The 21,494-nt window shown below is 68.8% G+C and carries 20 protein-coding genes; 6 read left to right on the top strand and 14 right to left on the bottom strand.

What is annotated here, in order from left to right; genetic code table 11:
- Positions 1-2 precede the first annotated feature (2 nt).
- On the bottom strand, positions 3-806 hold the full coding sequence (locus ABE485_RS05185; protein WP_430795391.1) for a DNA alkylation repair protein: 804 nt from the start codon (positions 804-806) through the stop codon (positions 3-5).
- On the bottom strand, positions 803-1,309 hold the full coding sequence (locus ABE485_RS05180; RefSeq protein ID WP_346513950.1) for a MarR family winged helix-turn-helix transcriptional regulator: 507 nt from the start codon (positions 1,307-1,309) through the stop codon (positions 803-805). Before ABE485_RS05180 ends, ABE485_RS05185 begins: the two co-directional genes overlap by 4 nt.
- Before the next feature lie 134 nt (positions 1,310-1,443).
- On the opposite strand from ABE485_RS05180, the gene ABE485_RS05175 reads away from it, so the two are divergent.
- Complete coding sequence (locus tag ABE485_RS05175) at positions 1,444-1,950, top strand: GNAT family N-acetyltransferase (protein ID WP_346513948.1); 507 nt, start codon at positions 1,444-1,446, stop codon at positions 1,948-1,950.
- 28 nt (positions 1,951-1,978) lie between these two features.
- Positions 1,979-2,467 (top strand): DUF6882 domain-containing protein, encoded by a 489-nt coding sequence (locus ABE485_RS05170; RefSeq protein ID WP_346513946.1) that lies wholly within the window; start codon positions 1,979-1,981, stop codon positions 2,465-2,467.
- 34 nt (positions 2,468-2,501) lie between these two features.
- On the opposite strand, the gene ABE485_RS05165 is transcribed toward ABE485_RS05170, so the two are convergent.
- The 6 genes from ABE485_RS05165 to ABE485_RS05140 all read right to left on the bottom strand — a co-directional run bounded on the left by ABE485_RS05165 (position 2,502) and on the right by ABE485_RS05140 (position 10,508).
- Positions 2,502-4,484, bottom strand: coding sequence for a TRAP transporter large permease (locus tag ABE485_RS05165; protein ID WP_346513944.1), 1,983 nt, complete (start codon positions 4,482-4,484; stop codon positions 2,502-2,504).
- Positions 4,481-5,101 (bottom strand): TRAP transporter small permease subunit, encoded by a 621-nt coding sequence (locus tag ABE485_RS05160; RefSeq protein ID WP_346513942.1) that lies wholly within the window; start codon positions 5,099-5,101, stop codon positions 4,481-4,483. Before ABE485_RS05160 ends, ABE485_RS05165 begins: the two co-directional genes overlap by 4 nt.
- A 70-nt stretch (positions 5,102-5,171) precedes the next feature.
- The gene (locus ABE485_RS05155) at positions 5,172-6,296 is read right to left on the bottom strand and encodes a TRAP transporter substrate-binding protein (protein ID WP_346513940.1); all 1,125 of its coding nucleotides are present in this window, start codon (positions 6,294-6,296) and stop codon (positions 5,172-5,174) included.
- A 297-nt stretch (positions 6,297-6,593) separates the two neighbouring features.
- On the bottom strand, positions 6,594-8,117 hold the full coding sequence (locus ABE485_RS05150; RefSeq protein WP_346513938.1) for an amidase: 1,524 nt from the start codon (positions 8,115-8,117) through the stop codon (positions 6,594-6,596).
- Between the two features lie 12 nt (positions 8,118-8,129).
- A complete protein-coding gene (locus ABE485_RS05145) occupies positions 8,130-9,110 on the bottom strand; it encodes a Bug family tripartite tricarboxylate transporter substrate binding protein (RefSeq protein WP_346513936.1) in 981 nt (326 codons plus the stop codon).
- A 48-nt stretch (positions 9,111-9,158) separates the two neighbouring features.
- Positions 9,159-10,508, bottom strand: a complete 1,350-nt coding sequence (locus ABE485_RS05140; protein ID WP_346513934.1) for a D-serine ammonia-lyase — start codon at positions 10,506-10,508, stop codon at positions 9,159-9,161.
- Positions 10,509-10,628: 120 nt separating this feature from the next.
- Here ABE485_RS05140 and ABE485_RS05135 point away from each other — a divergent pair, with 120 nt between their 5' ends.
- On the top strand, positions 10,629-11,540 hold the full coding sequence (locus ABE485_RS05135) for a LysR family transcriptional regulator (RefSeq protein WP_346513932.1): 912 nt from the start codon (positions 10,629-10,631) through the stop codon (positions 11,538-11,540).
- A gap of 2 nt (positions 11,541-11,542) precedes the next feature.
- On the opposite strand, the gene fhuE is transcribed toward ABE485_RS05135, so the two are convergent.
- The 5 genes from fhuE to ABE485_RS05110 form a co-directional block, all read right to left on the bottom strand.
- Positions 11,543-13,738, bottom strand: a complete 2,196-nt coding sequence (gene fhuE / locus ABE485_RS05130) for a ferric-rhodotorulic acid/ferric-coprogen receptor FhuE (protein WP_346513930.1) — start codon at positions 13,736-13,738, stop codon at positions 11,543-11,545.
- Between the two features lie 181 nt (positions 13,739-13,919).
- Complete coding sequence (locus tag ABE485_RS05125) at positions 13,920-14,564, bottom strand: Vgb family protein (RefSeq protein WP_346513929.1); 645 nt, start codon at positions 14,562-14,564, stop codon at positions 13,920-13,922.
- 35 nt (positions 14,565-14,599) lie between these two features.
- A complete protein-coding gene (locus ABE485_RS05120; protein ID WP_346513928.1) occupies positions 14,600-15,829 on the bottom strand; it encodes a helix-turn-helix domain-containing protein in 1,230 nt (409 codons plus the stop codon).
- Positions 15,830-15,957: 128 nt separating this feature from the next.
- Positions 15,958-17,310: an ATP-binding protein gene (locus ABE485_RS05115; RefSeq protein ID WP_346513927.1), complete on the bottom strand. Its 1,353-nt coding sequence runs from the start codon at positions 17,308-17,310 to the stop codon at positions 15,958-15,960.
- Complete coding sequence (locus tag ABE485_RS05110) at positions 17,307-17,969, bottom strand: response regulator transcription factor (RefSeq protein WP_346513926.1); 663 nt, start codon at positions 17,967-17,969, stop codon at positions 17,307-17,309. The genes ABE485_RS05115 and ABE485_RS05110 overlap by 4 nt, the downstream gene beginning before the upstream one ends.
- 137 nt (positions 17,970-18,106) lie before the next feature.
- Here ABE485_RS05110 and ABE485_RS05105 point away from each other — a divergent pair, with 137 nt between their 5' ends.
- Positions 18,107-18,883 (top strand): MipA/OmpV family protein, encoded by a 777-nt coding sequence (locus tag ABE485_RS05105; RefSeq protein WP_346513924.1) that lies wholly within the window; start codon positions 18,107-18,109, stop codon positions 18,881-18,883.
- A gap of 41 nt (positions 18,884-18,924) precedes the next feature.
- Positions 18,925-19,896: a LysR family transcriptional regulator gene (locus tag ABE485_RS05100; RefSeq protein ID WP_346513923.1), complete on the top strand. Its 972-nt coding sequence runs from the start codon at positions 18,925-18,927 to the stop codon at positions 19,894-19,896.
- Here the strand turns inward: ABE485_RS05100 and ABE485_RS05095 are convergent.
- Positions 19,794-20,417, bottom strand: a complete 624-nt coding sequence (locus tag ABE485_RS05095; protein ID WP_346513921.1) for a M23 family metallopeptidase — start codon at positions 20,415-20,417, stop codon at positions 19,794-19,796. The two genes, ABE485_RS05100 and ABE485_RS05095, sit on opposite strands and share 103 nt — an antisense overlap.
- A gap of 184 nt (positions 20,418-20,601) precedes the next feature.
- On the opposite strand from ABE485_RS05095, the gene ABE485_RS05090 reads away from it, so the two are divergent.
- Positions 20,602-21,486 (top strand): DUF3348 domain-containing protein, encoded by an 885-nt coding sequence (locus tag ABE485_RS05090; RefSeq protein ID WP_346513920.1) that lies wholly within the window; start codon positions 20,602-20,604, stop codon positions 21,484-21,486.
- Positions 21,487-21,494: the final 8 nt, after the last annotated feature.

Raw genomic sequence — 21,494 nt, 5'->3', positions numbered from 1 at the left:
GGCTACGCGCCGATCGAGCGCAGGGCGCGTTTGCAGATGCGTTCGGTCGCCGCGGCCGGATTGCCCGCCAACCATCGCGCGCACACTTGCCGCACCCAATCCGGCTGGTCCTTGCTGGCGTCGTTGAGCCAGTTGGCGACGGAATCCTGCACGTAGGCAGCAGGATCGGCCCGCAGCGGATCGAGCAGCGGCAGCGCGATCGCGGGATCCGCCTTCAGCGCCCCAATGTGCGCGCACCAGACGCCGCGCGGGCGCAGCGATTCGCTTGCAAAACGCCGCAACCGTTCGGACGGCTCCTTCGTCCACGGCCGCAGGCGCTTCACTGCGGTTTCAAGGTCGGCGGCCAAATGCGGCCGCACGGCAAGCCACGCCCATTCCCGCACGCCGAAATGCGGGTCGTCGGCCAAGGGGCGGATCAAGTCCAGGCGCTGCGCGACCGACACCCCCGGCAGCGCGCCCACCATGAAGCAGGCCCACCCGCGCACCGTGTCCGACGCATGGGCCCGCATCGCGGCCAGCGCCTGCGGCCCCGGGCCATCCAGCAGGATGCGGGCCGCGAGCGCCATGCGCCGGGAGATGCCCGCGCCGGCCTGCGCCTGCATCAGCGCCAGGCCTTGCGCGCCCACCTGCGGCGCGGCCGCGCGCATCAACGCCGCGAAATCCACCGCCAGGCATTCCGTCAATGTCGCCGCGGGCTCCCCGGCGTTCAACTGCGCCAGGCGCGTGGGGGCGATGTCCTTCACGCCGCGGCCCGCGGGCTTTGCGACCGGCGCCGGGTCCTTGCCATTCGTCTTGCGCATCGTCATTCCCCCTGCAATGCCTGGCGCCCCGCGTCCGTGGCGCGCCACACCTTTGCCAACAGGTCGCCCAGCTGCCGCTGTTCCGCCCCGCTCAGGCCCGCGAAGAGCGAGCCGATCCACGCCGTGTGCTCCTTGAACAGCCGCGCCGCCGCCGTCTTGCCCTTGGCGGTCAGCATCACCGCAATCTTGCGGCGGTCCGCCTGGCCGCTTTGGCGCAGCACGTAGCCATCCCGCTCCAGCCCGTCCACCAGCCCCGTGATCGTCGCGCGCGTCACGCCGGCCCGTTCGGCCAGTTCATGGGGCGGCAACCCGTCCGGCTGGCCGTGCAGCAGGAACAGCAGCACGAACTTGCCTTCCGACAACTGCCTGGGCGCCAGCCGCGCGGCGCAGTCCCGGTCGATGGCGCCCGCCAGGGCCAGCACCTGGAAGCACAGGCGGATACCTTCCGAAGACGGCAGCCCGCGACGGGCGGCCTCGTCCAGCAGGGCGTGGTGTTTGGGTTCGAGCATATTTCGGCTTGGAAAATTCAAGGTCTGAATATTTGATTCATGACCATATAGTATGGCGCCAAATCACTTTGGCGCAAGGCAGGATACGGAGCCGGTATGATCGAAGCCGGCCCACACCGGATAACCCATTGCCCATGTCCATCCCTCGCGTGATCCTGCGCCGTCTGCGCAAGGCCGATGTGCCCATGATGCTTGCCATGGAATCCGATCCCGCGGTCATGCGCTTCAGCACCGGCGTAAAGGCCGCCGACGAGGCGCGTCGGCAGGAACTCCTTTCCTGGCTGGATGAACCGGCGACGGATATCGGCCACTGGGCCATCGAAGCCGATGGAGAAGCGGTGGGCTGGGTCAGCCTGACGCCGCTTGAGGCCACCGGCCGCATCCAGCTTGCCTACCGCCTGTCCCGCCACGCCTGGGGCCTGGGTTGCGCCACGCAAGCCGGCGCGCAGCTTTGCGACTATGCATGGCGGACCCTGGAAATACCGGAATTGGTTGCGGTGGTCTGGCCCGGCAATATGGCTTCCATGCGGGTCCTGACAAAACTGGGCTTCACTCGCATCGGGACCGAACGCCACTACGGACGCGACACCGAGGTCTACGCGCTGCCGCGCCCCCAGACCCAAACTGGCCTATCATTCTGACCCTTCCCAACTCATGGAACCGACCAGCATGTCCGACACTTCCACGCCCTTCGACGTCAAGGCCTTCATTGCCCAGAGCATGGAAGGCATGCAGGCGGCCACGACCGCGCATTGCGCCGCCTGGCACCTGGACGACGCCGAGCAATGGTCGGTGGACATGGACAGCGGCCTCATCGTGTTTCAGCTGCCCGGCGGCATCGTGGCCAGCGCGCCGTTGCAGATCGTGGGCACGTCCAACAGCGAGGACGGCAGCTTCCTGTGGGGCTGGGACCACCCTTCCGTGCCGGCCGAACTGTCGGAGCACGCGCAACTGGCCCTGGCCTTCGGCCGCGCGCACGGGCTGCAGGCCTACACCACGCGCAAGGTCGCCTGCGACGACGCCCTGGCCTGGGAGTTCACCGCGGTGGCGATGCGCCTGGGCGAAGCCAGCGGCACGTATCGCGCGCAGGCCTCGGACACCGCGCACGTGTGGATGACATTCGGCCAGGTGACGCTGTCGTCGGCGGCGAACCAATAAGCGCCCGCCCCGGCCGCGGGCCGGGGCGCCTCTTCTAGCGGTACAGCACCGTCGGCAGCCACATCCCGATGCCCGGGAACACGTACAGCAGGAAGATCGCGACGACCTGGATCCCCATGAACGGCATCATGCCCAGGAAGATCTGGTTCAGGGTCACGTGCGGCGGCGACACGCCCTTTAAGTAGAAGGCCGACATCGCCACCGGCGGCGACAGGAAGGCCGTCTGCAGGTTCAGGGCCACCAGCAGCCCGAAAAACAGCGGATCGATGCCGAAGGTATTGAGCAGCGGCACGAAGATCGGCATGAAGATCACGATGATCTCGGTCCATTCCAGCGGCCAGCCCAGCAGGAAGATGATGATCTGCGCCAGCAGCAGGAACTGGATCTGCGTCAGGCCCAGCGACAGCACCCATTCCTCGATGATGCGCTGCCCGCCCAGGAGCGCGAACGCCGCCGAGAAAATCGACGACCCCACGAACAGCCAGCACACCATGGCGCTGGTCTTGGCCGTCAGGAATACCGATTCGCGCAGCACCGGCAGGTTCAGCCGCCGGTAGGCCAGCGCCAGCAGCGCGCCGCCCATGGCGCCCATGGCCGCGGCCTCGCTGGGCGTGGCCAACCCGAAGCCGATCGACCCCAGCACCGCGGCGATCATCACCGCAAGCGGGAAGAACGACGCCATCAGCATCTTGAAGATTTCCAGGCGCGCCCAGGTCAGCGCCGCGTAGAACACCGCCAGCATCACCGCGCAGACGGCCGCGAAGATCCAGAAGCCGGTGGGCGCCGCAATGCTGTCCTTGGCCGCCGCCGGCGCCTCCTGCGGCTGCGCCGCGGGCGCTGCGGGAGGTTGCGCCGCGGGCGTCCCCGGCGGCTCGCTCAGGCCGGAAGCCGGGGCGGGATCGCTGGACGGCGGCTCGGCCAGCTCATTCGAAGGCGGCTCAGCCAGCTCGTTCGAAGGCGGTTCCGCCAGTCCGTCGGCGGGCGGCTCGCTCAACCCCGAATCGAATCCGCCGGAGCCCAGCTGAAGCTCGGCGGGAATCTCGTACTCCACGGCCGGCCGCGTCAGCGCATGATGCACCACCGCCAGCATCAGCAGGGTCACCACCAGCGGCGTCAGCGCCATGGCCATGTTGCGCGTCAGGTAGCCGAACGACACCACGCTGTTGCGTCTGCCCTTGAACATGGCGGCCAGCATGCCCGACACCGCGCGGGTATAGCGGCCCGTCGCCAGCGCCGCGGACTCGGGCGACAGGGGCACGCCCCGCTCTTCCTTCGCCAGCGGCGGCGCCATGTCCGGGCGCACCTTGGCCACGATGATCACGTAGAGCATGTACAGGATGGCCAGCATGATGCCGGGAAACAGCGCGCCCGCGTACAGCTGCACCACCGACACGCCGGTGGTGGCGCCGTACACGATCAGCATCACCGACGGCGGCAGCAGGATGCCCAGGCAGCCGCCGGCCGTGATGGAGCCGGCCGTCAGCCGCACGCTGTAGCCCGCCTTCAGCATGGCCGGCATCGCCAAAAGGCCCATCAGCGTCACCACCGCGCCGACGATCCCCGTGGCGGTCGCGAAGATCGCGCAGGTCGCCAGCGTGGCCACCGCCAGGGCGCCCGGCAGGCGCGCCAGCGCCAGGTGCATGGACCTGAACAGCTTTTCGATGAGGTTGGCGCGCTCGACCAGGTAGCCCATGAACACGAACAGCGGAATCGAGATCAGCGAATCGTTCGTCATCGTGGCGTACGTGCGCTGCACCATCAGGTCCAGCGTCTGCCCCAGCGAACGCCCCGGGTCCGAGCTTTGCATGTAGTACGCCAGGAACGTGAACAGCACGCCCATGCCCATCAGCGTGAATGCCGTCGGAAAGCCCAGCATGATCGCCACGACGATCAGCGCCAGCATCAGCAGCCCGATGTGCCCCGTGGTCAGGTGGTCCCACGGCGTCAGGAACGCGATCATCAACAGCACCAGCGCAATGCACGACAGGCCGAACCACAATGCCTTGTGGATTTTCATCGCTGGCTCCCGGAATTGACGTAGCGGTCAAGCTTGGCGATGTCTTCATCCTTCACGTGCACCATCTCCTTGAGCTTGTCGACGTCCACTTCCTCGACGTCCTCTTCGCGCGACGGCCACACGCCCTGCTTCAGGCAGAGGATGCAGCGCATCACCTCGGCCACGCCCTGCAGCAGCAGGACCGCGCCGGCGGCGGGAATGAAGGCCTTGAACGGATAGATCGGCGGCCCATTGGCCATCAGCGAGGAATGCTCGCGGATGGCGATGGAATAGCCGGCGTAGTACCAGCCGGCCCACACCAGCGCGATCACCCCGGGAAAGAAGAAGACGATGAACAGCAGCAGGTCCAGTCCGGCCTGCACGCGCGGCGGCAGGAAGCCGTACAGGATGTCCCCGCGCACGTGCCCGTTCTTGGCCAGGGTGTACGCGCCGGCCATCATGAACAGGATGCCGTAGTACATCATCTGCAGGTCGAACGCCCAGGCGCTGGGCTGGTTCAGGATGTAGCGTGCCGCGACCTCCCAGCACACATGCAGCGTCAGCACCACGATCAACCAGGCGAAGGTCTTGCCGACAAAGGTGGAGATGCGGTCTATGAAGCGTACGATTCGGATCATCGGAGGCCCTTGCGCATAGCGAAGCGCCGCGCGCCGGCGGTGCGGCGCGCGGATACTGCAAAAGTGCGCGTCAGGCCTGCTTGGTGCTGCGCGAGAAGTAGTGGTTGTAGGCCATGCGGTAGTTGACCGTCGTATCGCCGTGCCAGCGCCCCACCCGCTCCGCGAACGCCCGCTGCGAATCCAGCACCTTCTTGAACAGCGGGTTCTCTGCCGACCGCTTGGCGATCATCTCGTCCCAGATCTTCAGCTGCTGCTGCAGGATGGCGTCGGGCGTCTTGTAGAACTTGACGTTGTGGTCCTTCTGCAGCTTGATGTAGTCCTGCGAATAACGGTTCGCCGCCTTCCAGGACATGTCCGCGCTGGACGCCTGGGCCGCATAGCTCAGTATGTGCTTCAGGTTGTCGGGCAAGGCGTCGTACTTGGCCTTGTTGAACAGCACCTCGAACTGCTCCGCGCTCTGGTGAAAGCTCTGCAACATGCAGATCTTGGACACGTCCTGGAAGCCCAGCGCCAGGTCCGACGACGCGTTGTTGAATTCCGCGCCGTCCAGCAGGCCGCGGTCCAGGGCCGGCACGATTTCGCCACCGGGCAACGCGTTCACCGCAGCGCCCATCGCGGTGTACATGTCGATGGCCAGTCCCACCGTGCGGAACTTCACGCCCTTGACGTCCTCGACCTTGGTGACCGGCCGCTTGAACCAGCCGAACGGCTGCGTCGGCATCGGCCCGTACATCAGGGACTGCACGTTCACGCCCATGGCCTTCTGGATCTCGACCAGCAGTTCCTTGCCGCCGCCGTACTCGTGCCAGGCCAGCAGCATGTTGGCGTCCATGCCGAACGACGGGCCCGATCCCCACAGCGCCACGGCCGTGTTCTTCCCGTACCAATAGGCCACCACGCCGTGGCCGCCGTCCAGCGTGCCGGCCGATACCGCGTCCAGCAGATCGAACGCCTTGACCACCGCGCCGGCGGGCAGCACTTCGATCTTCAACTGGCCGCCGGCCATCTCGTTGACCTTGTTGGCGTAGTCGCGGGCGAATTCGTGGAAGATGTCATTGGCGGGCCAGGTGCTCTGGAACCGGAATGAGATGGGCGCGTTCTGCGCGCGGGTGACAGCGGGGAATCCAAGCGCCGCGGCGCCCGCGACGGCGGCGCCGGAGATGAACTTGCGGCGGGGCTTTGTAACGTGTTGCATGGCTTGTTGTCTCCTGGGGTGGACTACATGGACCAGCGTGTAGTTACTACTCCTGCTTGGGCGCGGGAGGGAAAAGCGTGGGCGCGGGATGGAAACGCCTGCTGCGGGCATCCCGGGTCCGGGCGATGCGCCCTGATGCGTCTGATGCGCAACTTTGGAGTGATTAAACCTGCCTGACAAAGGGCTGACAATCAGCTTTTAGTCAGGAATTACCCTAGAAAAAGGACTAGGACGCAGTCGGTAACGACAAAAGGGCCGCATTGCGCGGCCCCTGCTTTGGTCCTAAGCCTTGTCCTGCTACACCGCCGACACCGCCCCCGCCTGCCCGCCGCCGTCCAGTAGCGGCGGCGTCGTCACGATCGACGTCAGCGACGGTTCGGCCGCGCGCAGGTTGGCCAGGTCCGGGCGCGGGCGCCGCAGGGATTCGATGCCGGCAAAGGCCTGCTCCATCGCCTGCGCTGCCGCCAGCACCTCGCGGTCGCCGCGAAAGCGCCCCACCATCTGCAGGCCGAAGGGCATGCCCTGGGCGTCGCGTCCGCAAGGCAGCGTCAGCGCGGGGTGCGTCGTCAAGGTGACGACGTAGGTCAGCGCCAGCCAGCGGTAGTAGTTCTCCTGGGCGACGCCGTTGATCTTGTCCGCATACAGCTGGGTCCACGGGAACGGCGAGACCGGCGTGGTGGGCGAAAGAATGAGGTCGTAATCGTCGTAGGCGCGCTGGAAGCGCTTGATCAGGCGCGTCTGCTCGGCCTGCGCCCAGGCGCAGTCCTTCAGGCTCATTGCCGCGCCCATCTCGAAGTTGGCGCGGGTGTTGGGGCCGAGGCTGGACGGATCCTTCTCGTAGGCATCGCGCATGCCCGCCACGAAGGCCTCCGCGCGCAGCACATCGAAGCAGCGATGGGCCTCGCCCACGTCCAGTTCGATCTCGTCGCAGGCGGCGAACAGATGCCGCATGGCCGCGATCTTTTCCCGGAACGCGGCGCGGATGCCGTCGTCCACGTCGCATGCGCCGAAATCTTCGGTGTAGGCCACGCGCAGCGACCCCAGGTCCGCCACGCCGGGATTCAGGAACTGCAGCGGGTCCAGCGGATAGCTGAGCGGATCGCCGGCGTGCGGGCCGGCCGAGGCGGCCATCTGCAGGCAGGCGTCCGCCACCGTGCGGCCCATCGGTCCGACCACCGAAATCGGCGTCCAGCCCAGCGGCTTGCGGACGCTGGGGACGACGCCGGGCGATGGCCGGAAGCCCACGACGCCGCATTTGGCGGCGGGAATGCGCAGCGAGCCGCCCGTATCGGAACCGGTGCACACGGGAAACATGTCACTGGCGAGCGCGGCGGCGGAACCGCCCGACGAGCCGCCGGCATTCAGGTTGGGGTTGAAGGGATTTCCCGTCGCGCCCCATACCGTGTTGCGCGAATTGGCCCCCGCGCCCATCTCGGGCACGTTGGTCTTGGCGGCGACGATGGCGCCGGCGCGGCGCAGGCGCGCCACCAGCTCGACGTCTTCTTCGGGCACGTAGCCGCGATACAAGGGCGAGCCGTAGGTGGTCAGCACGCCGGCCGTGGGTTCCAGGTCCTTCACCCCCATCGGCAGGCCATGCAGCAGGCCCAGCGGTTCGCCCGCCATCACCGCGCGCTCGGCGGCGCGCGCCTCCGCCCTGGCCCGCTCATACGCCGTGGCGGTGACGGCGTTGATGTACGGATTGACCGCCTGGACGCGCGCAATGCAGGCCTCCAGCAGCTCCACCGGGGAAAGCTGCCGCGCGCCGATCATGCGCCGCAGTTCAACGGCCGTCAGGGATACCAGGGTGTCGTCCAATGCCATCGTCGGTCTCCTTCAATCGATCTTGATGTTGGCGCGCTTTGCGACGTCGCGCATCACGGGCAGTTCCTGCTGGATCAGCGCCTCGCCCTCGGCCGCGCTGGCGAAGGCGGCCTCGAAGCCCTGGGCCTCCAGGCTCTGCTTCACCTCGGGCGATTCCACGGTGGCCTTGAGCGCCTGCTCCAGCCGCGTCTTCACGTTGGCCGGCAGGCCGCGCGGCGCGGCCACCATCAGCCACGTATCCATCGTGATCGACGGGTAGCCCTGTTCCGCGAAAGTCGGCACGTCGGGCAGGAAGGCCGACCGTTTTGGGCTGGAAACCGCCAGCACGCGCACTTTGCCCTGCTTGCTCTGCGGCAGCGCGGCGGCCACCGTATCCACCGAGAACGGGATCTGGCCGCCGATCAGGTCGGTCATCGCGGGCGAGCTGCCCTTGTAGGGCACGTGCGTCATCTTGAGCTTCGCGGCGGCCATGAAGGCCTCGCCCACGAAATGCGCGGTGGTGCCGGTGCCGAAAGAGCCGTATGGCGGCTGGTTGTTCGCGGGGTCGTTCGCGTAGGCCACGAACTCCTTCAGGTCCTTGACCGGCACCTTGGGATTGGCCAGCAGCGCCAGGCCCGTGCGCCCGACAATGCCGATCGGCTCGAAGCTCTTGACCGGGTCATAGGGCAGATTGCTCTGGATCGCCGGATTCACGGTGAACGTGGTGCCCGAGCTGACCAGCAGCGTATAGCCGTCCGGCGCCGCCTTGGCCACGAAGCTGGCGCCGATCACCGTGCCCGCGCCGGCGCGGTTTTCCACCACGACGGTGCGGCCCAGCTCCTGGCCCAGCTTCTGCGCCACCACGCGGCCCAGCACATCCGTGGCGCCTCCCGGCGGAAACGGCACGACCAGCGTCAAGGGGCGGCTGGGATAGGCGTCCTGGGCCGCGGCGGGGGCAACGGCGCCCACGGCGCTGGCAACGGCGAGACTGACTGCAAGAAACGAGGTTTTCATGGCGGTGCTCGATGAGAGATGGTGGAAAACGGGCGCGTCTGGTGGCGCCTAAAAGCCGGCCGCGAGCGACCGCCCGCGGCTCAGGAATCGGTCATATTCTTCGTCGGGCACGAACAGTCCGCCCGTGGTCCAGGCCAGGTGGGTGGCGCGCGGCAGATGCGCCTGCAGGCCGCGCGCCTGCAGCCATGCGCGGCCGGCGTCGGTGCCGCAGAGGGCGCGCGGGCCGCTGAAGCCGGCCGCGGCCGAGGGCTCGATGCGCAGCCCCTCGCTATCTTTCAAGCGCGCCAGGTCGGCGTACAGTGTGTCGTCCGCCACCGTGTACACGCCGCGCAGGTGCGCCCCCACCGCCGCATAGGCCAGCTCGGAGGCGCACGGCACCGCCAGCCCGTCGGCCTCGGTAACGTTGGTCAGCCCCAGGTCGTACACGGACGGCGGCATGGGCACGCCGGGCAATTGGCCGCAGCCGGCCATCATGCGCGCCAGGAAGCAAGGCGACTGCACCGGTTCGGCGAAGAAGCAATGGACATGCGGACCGTAGAGCTGGGTCAGGCCGAACGCGATGCCGCCGGGCGCGCCGCCCACGCCGCAAGGCAGATACACGAAGAGCGGGTGCTCGGCATCGACGCGCACGCCCGCCTGCGCAAGCTGGACGCGCAGATGCAGCGCCGCCGCCGCATAGCCCAGGAACAGGGACGCCGAGCGCTCGTCGTCGACGAAGTAGCCGCAGGGATCGGCCTCGACCTGGGCGCGCCCGGCGGCCACCGCTTTTTCGTAGTCGCCCGCGTGCTCCACGACCTCGACGCCGCGCGCGCGCAGCCGCGTCTTCTTCCAGGCCTTGGCGTCGGCCGACATGTGCACCGCGGACCGGAAACCCAACGCCGACGCGATGACGCCGATGGACAGGCCCAGGTTGCCCGTCGACCCCACGGCCACCTGGTAACGGCCGAAACAGGCCCGCGCCTCGGGGCCGGCCAGCTTGCGGTAGTCGTCGCCCGCCCGCAGCAGGCCTGCGCCCAGCGCCAGCGATTCCGCGAACTCCAGCACCTCGTGGATGCCGCCCCGCGCCTTGATCGACCCGGCCACGGGCAGCGCGTGGTCCGCCTTGATCCACAGCCGGCCCGCTTGCGGGGGCAGCCCGATGGCAGCCTGCATCTGCTCGGCGGGCAGAAGCGGCGATTCAATCACCCCGCCCGTCTCGGCCAGTTCCGGAAACAGTTCGGCCAGCAGCGGCGCGAAGCGGGCAAAACGCTCCTGCGCGGACAGCACCTGGTCCATCAGGAAATGCGCGCCGGGCGCCGCGGCGGCGGTGCGGCATTCGGGCCTCGTCCACAGCACGGGCCGGGCCTGCCGAAGCGATGCCAGGACGGGGGACAGGGAAGCGTCGTCGGATTGAAACATTGCCGTGGTACCAGGTTGCGTGCGCAGGGAATGCCCACATCCTAGAGGCCGTCATAGCATTGCAGCAATATCAATGGTTAGAATTCTTCTTTGCGCTTTCCGCAAACCTTGGATCCGGCCATGAACCCGCAAGTCCTGCAGGAAATCTCCCTACGGTATTTTTTGGAAGTGGTGCGCACTGGATCGGTCAGCGAAGCCGCGGCGCGGCTGGACGTCGCCCCCTCGGCCGTAAGCCGCCAGATCGCCCGCATGGAACGCGAACTGGGCACGCTGCTGTTCGAAAGGCGCGCGCGGGGCATGGCGCCCAACGCCGCCGGCGAACTGCTGGCCGCGCACGCCAAGCGCATGCAGCAGGACGTCGACCGCGTCACGGGCGACATCCTGGCGCTGCGCGGATTGCGCCAGGGCCATGTGCGCATCGTCAGCACGGAAGGCTATGCGTCGGAATTCGTGCCCGCCGCCATCGCCCGCTTCCGCCAGCACTACGCGGGCATCCGCTTTTCGCTGGACGTGTGCTCGCAGCAGGAAATCCCCCAGCGCATCCGCGACGGCGCGGCCGACATCGGAGTCACGCTGAGCCTGACGTCGCAGCGCGACATCCGGGTGGAACTGCGCGTGCCCGCGCCGGTGCGGACGATATTGGCCGCCGACCATCCCCTGGCCACGCGGCGCGACCTGGCGCTGGCCCAGCTGATCGGCTATCCCCTGGCCCTGCCCAGCCCCGATTCCACGCTGCGCCAGCTGATCGACATCAGTTGCAGCCGCCAGCAGCTGCATTGCGAACCGGCGTTCACCAGCCGCAGCATCGACGCGCTGGTCGGATTCGCCAGCGCCGGCGGCGGCGTCGCCTTCTGCGGCGAACTGGCGATCCACAAGCGCCTGCAATGGGGCGGCATCGTGGCGGTGCCGCTGCGCGACCGCGAAATGAACGAACGCCACTTCGAGGTCCAGACCCTGGCGGGCCGGATCATGCCGGAAGCCGCCAAGGCCTTCATCGCCAGCATCGCCGAGGCGGCGCAGGCGTCCGCCTGACTTCAGTATTGATAGCGCATGGTCAGCATCGCGCTGCGCCCGGCCGCCCACGCGCCCTGGCTGTAGAAGCCGATCTGGCTGTAGTACTTGCGGTCGAACACGTTGTTCACGTTCAACTGCGCCGACAGGCTGCGGTTGAAGCGGTAGCGGGCCATCAGGTTGGTGATGGCGTAGCTGCCCTGCCCCACGCGCTCGTCGCCGTTCGGGCCGCTGGCGATGGTGTAGACGTGGCTCTGCCAGTTGACGCCGCCGCCCACGGTCAGGCGGTTCCAGTCGCCGGGCAGCTGGTAGGTCGTGAACAGGCGCACCAGGCTGCGCGGCTGGTCGGTCTGGATCGCGTTGCCCTCGCCGTCGCGCGCGGTCCAGTGCGACCAGCCCGCCGCCACGTTCCAGCCCGGCGTGACCTCGCCCGAGACTTCCAGATCGAAGCCGCGGCTGCGCGTGCCCTGCGCGGCGGTGTAGGCCTGGTTGGTCGTGCCCGGCACCATCTGGCCCGGGTCGACCTGCGCGACGTTGTCCTGGTCGATCTGGAACACGGCCGCGCTGGCGTTCAGCCGGCCCTCCAGCCATTCGCCCTTGATGCCGGCCTCGTACGACTTGCCTTCCAGCGGATCGAGCCAGTTGGCGTTGCGGTCCTGGTAGGTCTGCGGATTGAAGATGCCGGTATAGCTGACGTAGGCCGTGTAGGTGTCGTTGATGTCATACAGCAGGCCGGCATACGGCGTGAACGCGTTCTTGTCGAATTCCGTGCGGCCTTCGCCGCCGAAGCCGACCGAGTTCGTCTTCCAGGTGCTGTAGCGTCCGCCCACGATGAGCTTGAGCGGATCGGCCAGATTCAGGCGCAAGGCCCCGTACCAGCCGGTCTGCGTGGTGGTGTAGCGGCTGGCGATGATGGAGTCGTTCCAGCCGGGTTCGGGATACGAGCCGTTCCAGTTCAGGAAGTTGCCCACGTCGGCGGCGCCGATCGCGGAGCGGTAGTCGAAGTCGCCCTTTTGCCGGTTGAAGCTTGCGCCCACCACGGCTTCATGGCGGCGGCCGAACAGCGTGAAGGGGCCGTTCGCCTTCAGATCCAGCGCGTTCTGCTTGCGGTCGCCCAGGTACCACGCGGGCGACGCGCCCATGCCCAGGCCGGTCTCGCGGTCGGGCCAGCCGTACAGGTACAGCAGCTTGCCGTCCATTTCGTTCTTGGAATACGAGCCCACGGCCTGCACGCGCCATTCGTTGTCGAAGCGGTGTTCCAGGCTGGCGAATGCGCCTTGCGTCGTGCTGCCCCACGACGTCCATTTGGCCCCCGTGTTCAGGGAACGGCGCCAGTCGGTGCGGCCGCCGTCGGCATACCAGAGCGGGAAACCGCCCCAGGTGCTGCCCTGCGGTTCATTGTCCTGGTAGTTGTAGCCCACGCTCAGCGTGGTGCGCGACGTCAGGTCGGCGTCCACCACGCCGTAGAACACCTTCTTCTTGTTCTGGTAGTAGTCCAGGAACGAGCGGTTCTCCTGGTAGGCGGACACGATGCGCCCGCGCACGCTGCCGCTGGCGTTCAGCGGCGTGGACAGGTCGGCCGTGGCGCGATAGGTGTCCCAGTTGCCCACGCCCGCGCTCAGGTCGGCCTTGAATTCTCGGCTGTCGGCGTGCTTGCGTACCAGGTTGATCGACGCCGACGGATTGCCCGCGCCGGTCATCAGGCCGGTGGCGCCGCGCACGACTTCCACGCGGTCATAGATGATCGGGTCGACGGACGACTCGCCCGCCGCGTAGCCCACGTCGAACGCCGTGGGCACGCCGTCGTACATGTAGTTGGTGATGCTGAAGCCGCGCGAATTGAAGGTGTAGCGCTCGCTGTCGAAGTTCTGCACCGAAATGCCCGGCGTGCTGGCCATGACGTCCGCCAGCGACCGCATGTCCTCGTCTTCCATGCGCTGGCGCGTCATGACGGTGACCGACTGCGGCGTCTCGCGCAGCGACAGCGACAGCCCGGTGCTGGCCGCGGTGGCGCGCGGCGTGTAGGCGCCGGTCCCTTCGGTCGTCGCGGGATTGGCGTTGTCGCCCACGACCTGCACCGAAGGCAGCGTGGCCACGCTGGCGTCCTGCGCCATGGCGGCGCCCGAGGCCAATGCCACTAAAACCAGGGCCGACGTGCGGCGCAGCACGAAACGACGTTGAACAAGGGGGCTGCGGCCGACCGGCCTCTGATCTTGCATGTTGGCTTCCTACCGATGTGAACTGTGACGAATCGGCACGAAGTTTAAATGCAAATACTTCTCATATCTATGTGGTGTTGTATTTTTCCACTATTGGACGATCTGCTGTTTACAAAGGGATCGCCGGCCCGCGCCCCTGCCCCGGGGACGCGGGTCGCGCCGGCTGCGCGCGCCGCGCGCCCTAGGCCGCGGTCTTTCCCGGCCGCGCGACGACCCGGATCTTGCCGCTTTCGCCGCCGCCGCAGAAGAACCGTGCGCCGCCGTCGGACTCAAGGCCCGAGACGCCGACGCCCGCGGGCATCTCCAGCGCTTCCATCACTTCGCCGGTGCGCGGCTCCAGCCGTCGGATGTCGCTTGCGCCTTCCTCCCAGGTGCCATGCCAGAGCTCCCCGTCCACCCAGGTCACGCCGGTGACGAAGCGGTTGGACTCCAGGGTGCGCAGCACGCGCCCGGAGTCGGGATCGACCTGGTGGATCCTGCGCTGGCGGTACTCGCCCACCCACAGGCTGCCCTCGGACCACGCCATGCCGGACGCGCAGTCGCCGCCGGGCACCGGAATGGTCGAGAGCACCTTGCCGGTCTCGGGGTCCACCTTCTGGATATTGCCGTCGGCGATCTGGTAAAGATGCGTGCCGTCAAAGGCCGTGCCCGCATTGGCGGCGATATCGAGCGAGCGCGGCGTCTGGCCGCTGGCCGGGTCGAGCGCGACAAGGCTCGTCCCGGTGGCGAACCACACCTGCTTGCCGTCGTAGGTCAGCCCGTGCACGGTGTCGATGCCGGGGAAAGGGCCGTACTCCCGGAGGATCTGGGCTTGCGTTCGTTTCATGGTGGCGTCCGTCCTTGTTAGTGGGTACGTCCATGCTAGTCGCCGGGCACGACGTTCGGGAGTAACAAGCTTGTCGCGAATGCGGGCACGGGCGGCAGCAGCCAGCGCCGGGCGCGGCCGTGTCCGTAGGGCTGCACCCTGCCCGCCTCGGCCAGCGTGTCCAGCGCGCGCTGCACCGTGCGCTGGCTGGCGCCCGACGCCAGCGCCAGCGCGGAACTGGACCATGCCTGGCCATCGGCCAGGAGGGCAAGCAATTCCCCCTGCTGCGGATCCTCGTCGCTGGCGGCGGGCGCCAGCAGTGCTACCGAATGGCCGTCCGGGATCTTGAGCGCAAAGCCGCGCTTCGTGGCGCCTACGCCGGCCAGCGGGCGGATCGCCGCGCGCAGGCGTCCCATCTCGACGCGCAGGCGCGCGCGGTGGGTCTCGTCGAAGTAGCGGGTGCGAAAGGCCTGCCCGATCAGCGCCTCGCGCGGGGCGTCGCCGGGCCAGGCCTGCGCCAGGACGCGCGCCAGCGCAAACAGCACCGGACGCCCGGCCAGCGAAATAGAGGCGTCTGCGCCGCGCACGGCGTAGCGGCACGCATCCACCACCAGCGTGCCGCCGGTCAGCAGGGACTCGACCTCGTCCAGCAGCACGGGCCGGTCCCCGCCCGGTTCGATCAGCCGCGCCGCCGGCGTGTTCATGGCCAGCGACGCGCTTTGCACCTCGGCCATCAGCGCGGGAATGCCGGAATGGGAGGCCGCCAGCTCCGCGCGGGTCAGCGCGGCCCGGGACGCCCGGGCCTGCTGGCGGCGCATGGCGATGCCGGACACGATCAGTTCCTGCACGGCCCGGGACGCCCAAGGCAGGCGCGCCTGGTCCACGTCCGCCAGCGTGGCCTCGGCCGCGTCCAGCCGACCGACCAGCAACTGGCGCCGCGCCTTCAATTGGCGCGCGTGCGCCGCATTGACGACGTCGCCGTGCGCCTGGAGCGTGGCGCGCGCGGCGTCCAGCGCCTTTTCCGGCCAGCCCAGATCGCGCGAGGCCAGGGCGATTTCCGCCTCGGCGACGATGCAGCGCGCCCGCGACACGGCCGCCTTGGCGCCGAAGGCGCGCGCCGCGCCCCGCAGCAGCGTCCGCGCGCGCAGCAGGTCTCCCAATTGGGCCATGGCGATGCCACGCAGCGCCAGCGCGGCCGCGTCGCCGCGCAGGGCCACCTGGTTCAGCGCGCCCAGCGGGTCGCCCCCCGCCAGCGCGCGCGCCGCGGATGCAATCAGATAGTCCATGAAGATGCCGTCATCGCCCACCCCGCTGCCTGGCCAGGAAATCAATCTACACCAAGCAGGCGGCGCTATCGACGCCGCAAGGCGCGCGGGTCGCCAGCCCGGCCAAGCCCCAGGCGCCAACGCAAGCGTTACGCGGCCGCGAATTCCACCGTCAGCGCCACCCCCGCGCCGCGCAGGCCGGCGCCCGCCGTGACGTTTGCACCGTGCTGCCGCGCGATCTGCGCCACCAGCGACAGCCCGATGCCGCTGCCGCCCGCCGGCGTTCCCGCCGCGCGGTAGAAACGGTCGAACACGCGCTCGCGCTCTTCGGGCGCGATCCCCGGGCCGTCGTCGGCCACGCGCAGGAAGGCGCCGCCGCCGGGCCTGGGGCCGCAGGACACGGCGATCTGGCCGCCGCAAGGCGTGTAGCGCCCGGCGTTGTCCAGCAGGTTGCTGAGCAGCACGCCCAGCGCGTCCAGATTGCCCATGACGACGCAGGGTTCCACGTCGACGAGCAGGCGCTGCTGCCTGCGGCCGGCGCAAGCTTCCCAGTCGCGCGCCAGCATGGCGACCATGGCGTCCAGGTCGATCGGTTCAGGCGCTTGCGCGCTGTCGGTCAGCGCGTCCATGCGGGCCTGGTCCAGCAACTGCTCCGAGATGCGCGTGGTGCGCTGCGCCACCAGCCGCAGCTTTTCCGCGGCCTGAGCCGATTCGCCGGAAGCGGCGCTGCGGGCGACAAGTTCCGCATGCGCGCTCAAGGCGGCCAGGGGCGTGCGCAGTTCGTGCGCCGCGTTTTCCAGGAAGCGGCGCTCGCGATCCAGCGCGCCCTTGACCCGCAACAGCAGCTGGTTGATCGACCGGATGAACGGGCGCAGTTCGCCCGGCATCCCCGCCAGCGGCAGCGCGGCCAGGTCGAAGGCCCCGCGTCTTTCGATGGCATCCCCCGCGCGGTCCACCTTGCGGAACGCCCGGCCCACCACGACGCAGGTCACCGCCGCCAGCAGCAGGAACAGGATGGTGACAATGACCAGTCCGCGCCTGAAGTTCTGCAGCATCTTGTCGCGGCGGTCGCTCTGCGAATACGCCAGTTGCACCTGCACCTTGCCGCCAGCGTCCGTGACCGAATACACGCGCCAGTCGGTACCGTTCGCGGTGCTGTCGACGAAACCGTCGCGGAATTCCGGGTTCAACGGCTGAGCGGGCGATTCGCGGGATTGCAGCAGCAGCCGCCGGTCAGCCAGGGACCACACCTGGAAGCTTGCCCGGTCGCCGTTGAACTGGACGGACGCCGGCAGCGCGAAGCGCTCGGCGGGCGCCACGTTGCCCAGCAGGCTGACAGGCATCGCGGTCAGCAGCTGGTTCGCCCCGTCGTACAGGCCCTGGTCCTGCAGCCCCGTCTGGGCGCGCTGCGTTTCGTACTGCTGGAACGCGAAAACGAATATCCAGGCCAGCAACAACGTCAGCAGCAGCGTGACGGTCAGCTGCCTGCGCAGGTTCTTCATTCGCCCACCTCGATGCGGTAGCCCATGCCGTGCACCGTCGTGATCAGCTTGTCGCCCAGCTTGCGGCGCAACTGATGGATGTACACGGCCACCGTATTGCTTTCCAGCGAAGCGCTGTCGCCGTAGACGGCGGTCTCGAGCTGGTCGCGGTTGACGGTATGGCCGATCCGCTCCATCAGCGCCAGCAACGTGCGGTACTCATGCGCGCTCAGGCTGACCTCGACGCCGGCGCGCGTCACGCTGCGCCGGGCGGGCTCGACCACGATGTCGCGGCAGCGCAGCGCCGACACGACGGTGTTGCTGCTGCGCCGGACCACGGCGCGCAGCCGCGCGTGCAGCTCGTCGAGCTGGAATGGCTTGACGATGTAGTCGTCCGCGCCCGCGTCCAGGCCCTGGACCCGTTCGCTCAGGCGGTCCCGCGCGGTCAGGATCAGGACCGGCGTGGCGTCGTATCGCGAGCGCAACTGCTTCAGGACGGACAGGCCGCTGCCGTCGGGCAGTCCCAAATCCAGCAGCACGGCGCTGAAGCCGTGCTGCACCAGTGCCAGGCGCGCCTCGGACACGCTGCGCACCCAGTGCGCGTCGACCCCCGATTGATTCAGGCTGGTGTGCAGGGCGTCGCCCAGCATGGCGTCGTCTTCGACTAGCAAGACTCGCAAGACACAGCTCCAGAAAAACACAACGGCGCAAGCATGCCCGGCGCCGTTTAAAAAATTTTTAAAACCGGGCGCCGACAATGCGCACCGTTGGCGGCAGGCATGGCGCCTGCCCGCATCCCTTAGCAAGAAGGAATGGAATGAAGCTGGGTATGTTAACAAGGACGCCGCTGGCGGCCGCGGCGCTGCTGGCCGCGATGACGGGCGGCGCGCAGGCCGAGGAAGGCGGCACCAATTTCATCGGCCTGGGCGTCGCCGCCCTGCCCGTCTATGAAGGCTCGCGCGAATACCGCGCGCTGCCGGTGCCCCTGATCAACTATCAATCGGGCCATTTCTTCATCTCGCCGCGCGCCGGGCTGCCGGCGATGGGCCTGAAGATGGATCTGGCCCCGGATTGGACCGCCGGCGCGTTCGTCGGCATGTCGCTGGGGCGCGATGCCTCCGATTCCGATCGCACCCGCGGGCTGGACGATATCGACTTCCACGGCGCGTACGGCGCATTCGTGGAATGGTCGCCGGGCCGCTACTCGCTGATGGCCGCCTATCGCCAGGCGGCGCGCAGCGGCTACGGCGGCACGCTGGACCTGCGGGCCACCTACGCCGCCTGGCACGACTCGCGCAACCGGATCTCGGTGGGCGCCAGCACGCAGTGGGCCGACCACGACAGCATGCAGACCTGGTTCGGCGTCACGCCGTCGCAGGCCGCGCGCAGCCGGGAAGGCCTGGACACGTATTCGCCGTCGTCCGGCTTCAAGTCGGTAGCGCTGTTCGGCACCTGGGCCCACCGCTTCGACGCCAAATGGAGCGCCGTGACGACGGTGGGCGTGAATACCCTGGTGGGCGACGCCCGCGATAGCCCCCTGACCGAAAAGAAGACGAACGTCTTCGCCAACGTGGGCGTGGTCTACGCATTCTGAAGTCGCCGGCCCGGCTCCGGGCCGCGCCAGGGAGAGCCGATATGAAACGCCTGCATGGCATGGAATTGTTCGCCGAAGTGGCGAAGGCGCACAGCTTCAGCCGCGCCGCCGCCGCGCTTGGCGTGCCGCCGTCGACGGTGTCGCGCCACGTCGCCGAACTGGAGCGGTCCGTGGGCCTGCGCCTGCTCAACCGCAGCACGCGCCGGGTGGAACTGACCGAGGCCGGGCGCCTGTACTTCGAGCGTTGCCGCCGCATCGTGGCCGAGGCCGAGGTCGCGCACGAAGAACTGCGCGGCCAGCTCGAAGTGCCCAGCGGCCCGCTGCGCATCCATGTGTCCGCGGCCTACGCCATGGACGCGATGCTGCCGGCGCTGGCCGCGTTCGGCAAACGCTATCCGGACATCCGCTTTCACATGAGCCTGGCCGGGACCCTGTGCGGCGACCGCGCCCCCGAAGCCTGCGATGTATCGATCCGCTTCGGCGGCCTGCCCGACTCGTCGAACGTGGCGCGGCGGCTGGGCGCGCTGCGCGCCCGCCTGTACGCCAGTCCCGACTACCTGGCCGCCCGGGGCGCACCCGATGCGCCCGCCGATCGGGCGGGCCACGACTGCATCGGCCTGCGCACGGCAGGCAGCCAGGCGGCGCCCTGGGACCTGCAGGGGGCCGGCGAACACCAGGTGGTGAGCGCACCGCATCGTTATTGCGTGGACGACGCCGGCATGGCGGAACGGCTGGCCGTCCTGGGCGCGGGCATCGCGGCGCTGGGCGGCGACATGGGCGCGCGCATCCGCGCGGGCGAACTGGCGAGCGTCCTGCCCCGCTGGAGCCTGAGCCCCATCGAGGTCCACGCCGTCACGGAAACCCGCCTGCTGCCGGCCAAGACCCGGTGCTTCATCGACTTCCTGGCGGATTACCTGGATCCGTCGGCGGCGTCGGCCCGCGCGGACGGCCTGGCCGGAACCGGCGCGGTCTGCTCAGGCGCGGCCGGCTTGGGCGCGACCAGCAAGGGATAGGGATTGAGCGCCCCGCCCGCGGCATAAATGCCGTAGTGCAAATGCGGCGGCGTGCCGGCGGCATTGCCGGTATTGCCCACGAAACCCAGCACGTCGCCCGGCATCACAAGCTGGCCGCGGCGGATATCCGCGTAGCCGTCCAGGTGCGCGTAGTAGTGCATCTGGCGGCCCGGACCCATCACCCAGACAACTTGGCCGCCCAGCGTGTTGCCGCCGATGCGCGTGACCACGCCCTCGGTGGTCGACAGCACCGGCGTGCCGCGCGCGGCGAAGATGTCGATGCCTTCGTGCTGGCGGCCGCCCGCCCGCGCCGCGCCCCAGGTGTCGGCCAAGCGCCGGGCGGCCACGCCCTGCACGGGCACGGGCAAGTGAACCGGCGCGTCCCGCCAGGCCATCCGCGCCATGTGCCATGGCGCGCGCACGCCGTCGGGCAGGCGCGGCCAGGCCCACACCGCCAGGGCAGCCAGGGCGGCAAGCAGCAGCAGTCGTCGGGCCAGGCGTAAAGGCGTACGGGCGTCCATGCAAGGTTCGACGGGCGTGCGCCGGCCGGGTTCCCCGGCGGATCGGCCGCCACATTGTTGCGGCCCCGTCCGATTCCGCCTTGATGCGACCCCTTTTATTGCCCCGTAAGGGCTTGTCCGCCCCCTGCGCCGGCCCTCCGCGGCCCGCGCAGCGTGTAAACTCCCCCCTTTTCACCCTGGTGGTATGTTGCAAGCCTCCCAGCGCACAGGTTTAAGCGGCCCGACGCTCATTCGCTTGCTGACTCGCCTGACGGACGCCGACGTCCAGCAATCCAGGCAATCGCTTTCCGACCATCTGAGCCAATGGCTGGGCTGGACGGACGCGATCGCGCTGTCGGCGGCCTTGAATACCAGTCCGCCCGTGATTGCTCCCGGCGCCCGCCTGTTCAGCAGCGCCGAAGAGCGCGAATGCGTGCGCGTGCGCACCACCCTGGCGGACGCCATCGCCAGCGATACCGCGGCCACGGCCGCCAGGCGGCACGCGCCCGGGCAGGCGCCGGTCAAGAAGCCGGCGGCCCTGGCCGAAGCCGATGCCGATTACTCGAATTTTCGCCAGCGGTATCTGTCGTTGCAGCACACGATGGAGACCAGCATCGGCAATCTGCGCAGCCGGCTGCGCGGCATGGTGGCCGCCAGAAACGGCGAAATGACGCGCCTGGCGGTGGTCGACGCGATCATGGACCGCGCGCTGCTCCCCAAGGAGCGCGCCCTGCTGGGCGCGATCCCGAAGCTGCTGCAGCCGCACTTCGAGCGCTTGCGCAAGGCCGAGGAAGCGGCGCTGCAGGCGCAGGCCGACGCGCAGGCGGCGCAAGCCGATGGCGCGCCGGACGGGGAAGCACCGGGCGCCGGCGCGTCGGGCGCCGGTGCGTCGGGCGCCGTTGCGTCGGCCAAGGACGGGACGTCCGCCGGCGCCGACGCGGGCGCGCAGGCGGCCTCGACGGCCCCGGCGATTACGCCCGGAGCCTGGCTGGACACGTTCCGCGCCGACATGCGCAGCGTCCTGCTGGCTGAATTGAATGTTCGTTTACAACCGGTCGAAGGGCTGCTTGCCGCCCTTCGCACCAGCTAATTAGGACA

Source organism: Achromobacter spanius (genome assembly GCF_039673305.1).
Lineage (GTDB): Bacteria > Pseudomonadota > Gammaproteobacteria > Burkholderiales > Burkholderiaceae_B > Achromobacter > Achromobacter spanius_F.
The sequence above is the reverse complement of the archived record's forward strand: the minus strand, read 5'-3'. Positions and strand labels throughout refer to the sequence as shown.

What these genes read in the sequence shown, in the direction of transcription:
- ABE485_RS05155 (WP_346513940.1), bottom strand. Translation starts at nt 6,296, where the DNA reads ATGCAACACGTTACAAAGCCCCGCCGCAAGTTCATCTCCGGCGCCGCC.
- ABE485_RS05095 (WP_346513921.1), bottom strand. Translation starts at nt 20,417, where the DNA reads ATGGACGCCCGTACGCCTTTACGCCTGGCCCGACGACTGCTGCTGCTT.
- ABE485_RS05135 (WP_346513932.1), top strand. Translation starts at nt 10,629, where the DNA reads ATGAACCCGCAAGTCCTGCAGGAAATCTCCCTACGGTATTTTTTGGAA.
- ABE485_RS05150 (WP_346513938.1), bottom strand. Translation starts at nt 8,117, where the DNA reads ATGGCATTGGACGACACCCTGGTATCCCTGACGGCCGTTGAACTGCGG.
- ABE485_RS05140 (WP_346513934.1), bottom strand. Translation starts at nt 10,508, where the DNA reads ATGTTTCAATCCGACGACGCTTCCCTGTCCCCCGTCCTGGCATCGCTT.
- ABE485_RS05160 (WP_346513942.1), bottom strand. Translation starts at nt 5,101, where the DNA reads ATGATCCGAATCGTACGCTTCATAGACCGCATCTCCACCTTTGTCGGC.
- ABE485_RS05105 (WP_346513924.1), top strand. Translation starts at nt 18,107, where the DNA reads ATGAAGCTGGGTATGTTAACAAGGACGCCGCTGGCGGCCGCGGCGCTG.
- ABE485_RS05180 (WP_346513950.1), bottom strand. Translation starts at nt 1,309, where the DNA reads ATGCTCGAACCCAAACACCACGCCCTGCTGGACGAGGCCGCCCGTCGC.
- ABE485_RS05175 (WP_346513948.1), top strand. Translation starts at nt 1,444, where the DNA reads ATGTCCATCCCTCGCGTGATCCTGCGCCGTCTGCGCAAGGCCGATGTG.
- ABE485_RS05120 (WP_346513928.1), bottom strand. Translation starts at nt 15,829, where the DNA reads ATGGACTATCTGATTGCATCCGCGGCGCGCGCGCTGGCGGGGGGCGAC.
- fhuE (WP_346513930.1), bottom strand. Translation starts at nt 13,738, where the DNA reads ATGCAAGATCAGAGGCCGGTCGGCCGCAGCCCCCTTGTTCAACGTCGT.
- ABE485_RS05115 (WP_346513927.1), bottom strand. Translation starts at nt 17,310, where the DNA reads ATGAAGAACCTGCGCAGGCAGCTGACCGTCACGCTGCTGCTGACGTTG.
- ABE485_RS05100 (WP_346513923.1), top strand. Translation starts at nt 18,925, where the DNA reads ATGAAACGCCTGCATGGCATGGAATTGTTCGCCGAAGTGGCGAAGGCG.
- ABE485_RS05090 (WP_346513920.1), top strand. Translation starts at nt 20,602, where the DNA reads ATGTTGCAAGCCTCCCAGCGCACAGGTTTAAGCGGCCCGACGCTCATT.
- ABE485_RS05125 (WP_346513929.1), bottom strand. Translation starts at nt 14,564, where the DNA reads ATGAAACGAACGCAAGCCCAGATCCTCCGGGAGTACGGCCCTTTCCCC.
- ABE485_RS05165 (WP_346513944.1), bottom strand. Translation starts at nt 4,484, where the DNA reads ATGAAAATCCACAAGGCATTGTGGTTCGGCCTGTCGTGCATTGCGCTG.
- ABE485_RS05170 (WP_346513946.1), top strand. Translation starts at nt 1,979, where the DNA reads ATGTCCGACACTTCCACGCCCTTCGACGTCAAGGCCTTCATTGCCCAG.
- ABE485_RS05145 (WP_346513936.1), bottom strand. Translation starts at nt 9,110, where the DNA reads ATGAAAACCTCGTTTCTTGCAGTCAGTCTCGCCGTTGCCAGCGCCGTG.
- ABE485_RS05185 (WP_430795391.1), bottom strand. Translation starts at nt 806, where the DNA reads ATGACGATGCGCAAGACGAATGGCAAGGACCCGGCGCCGGTCGCAAAG.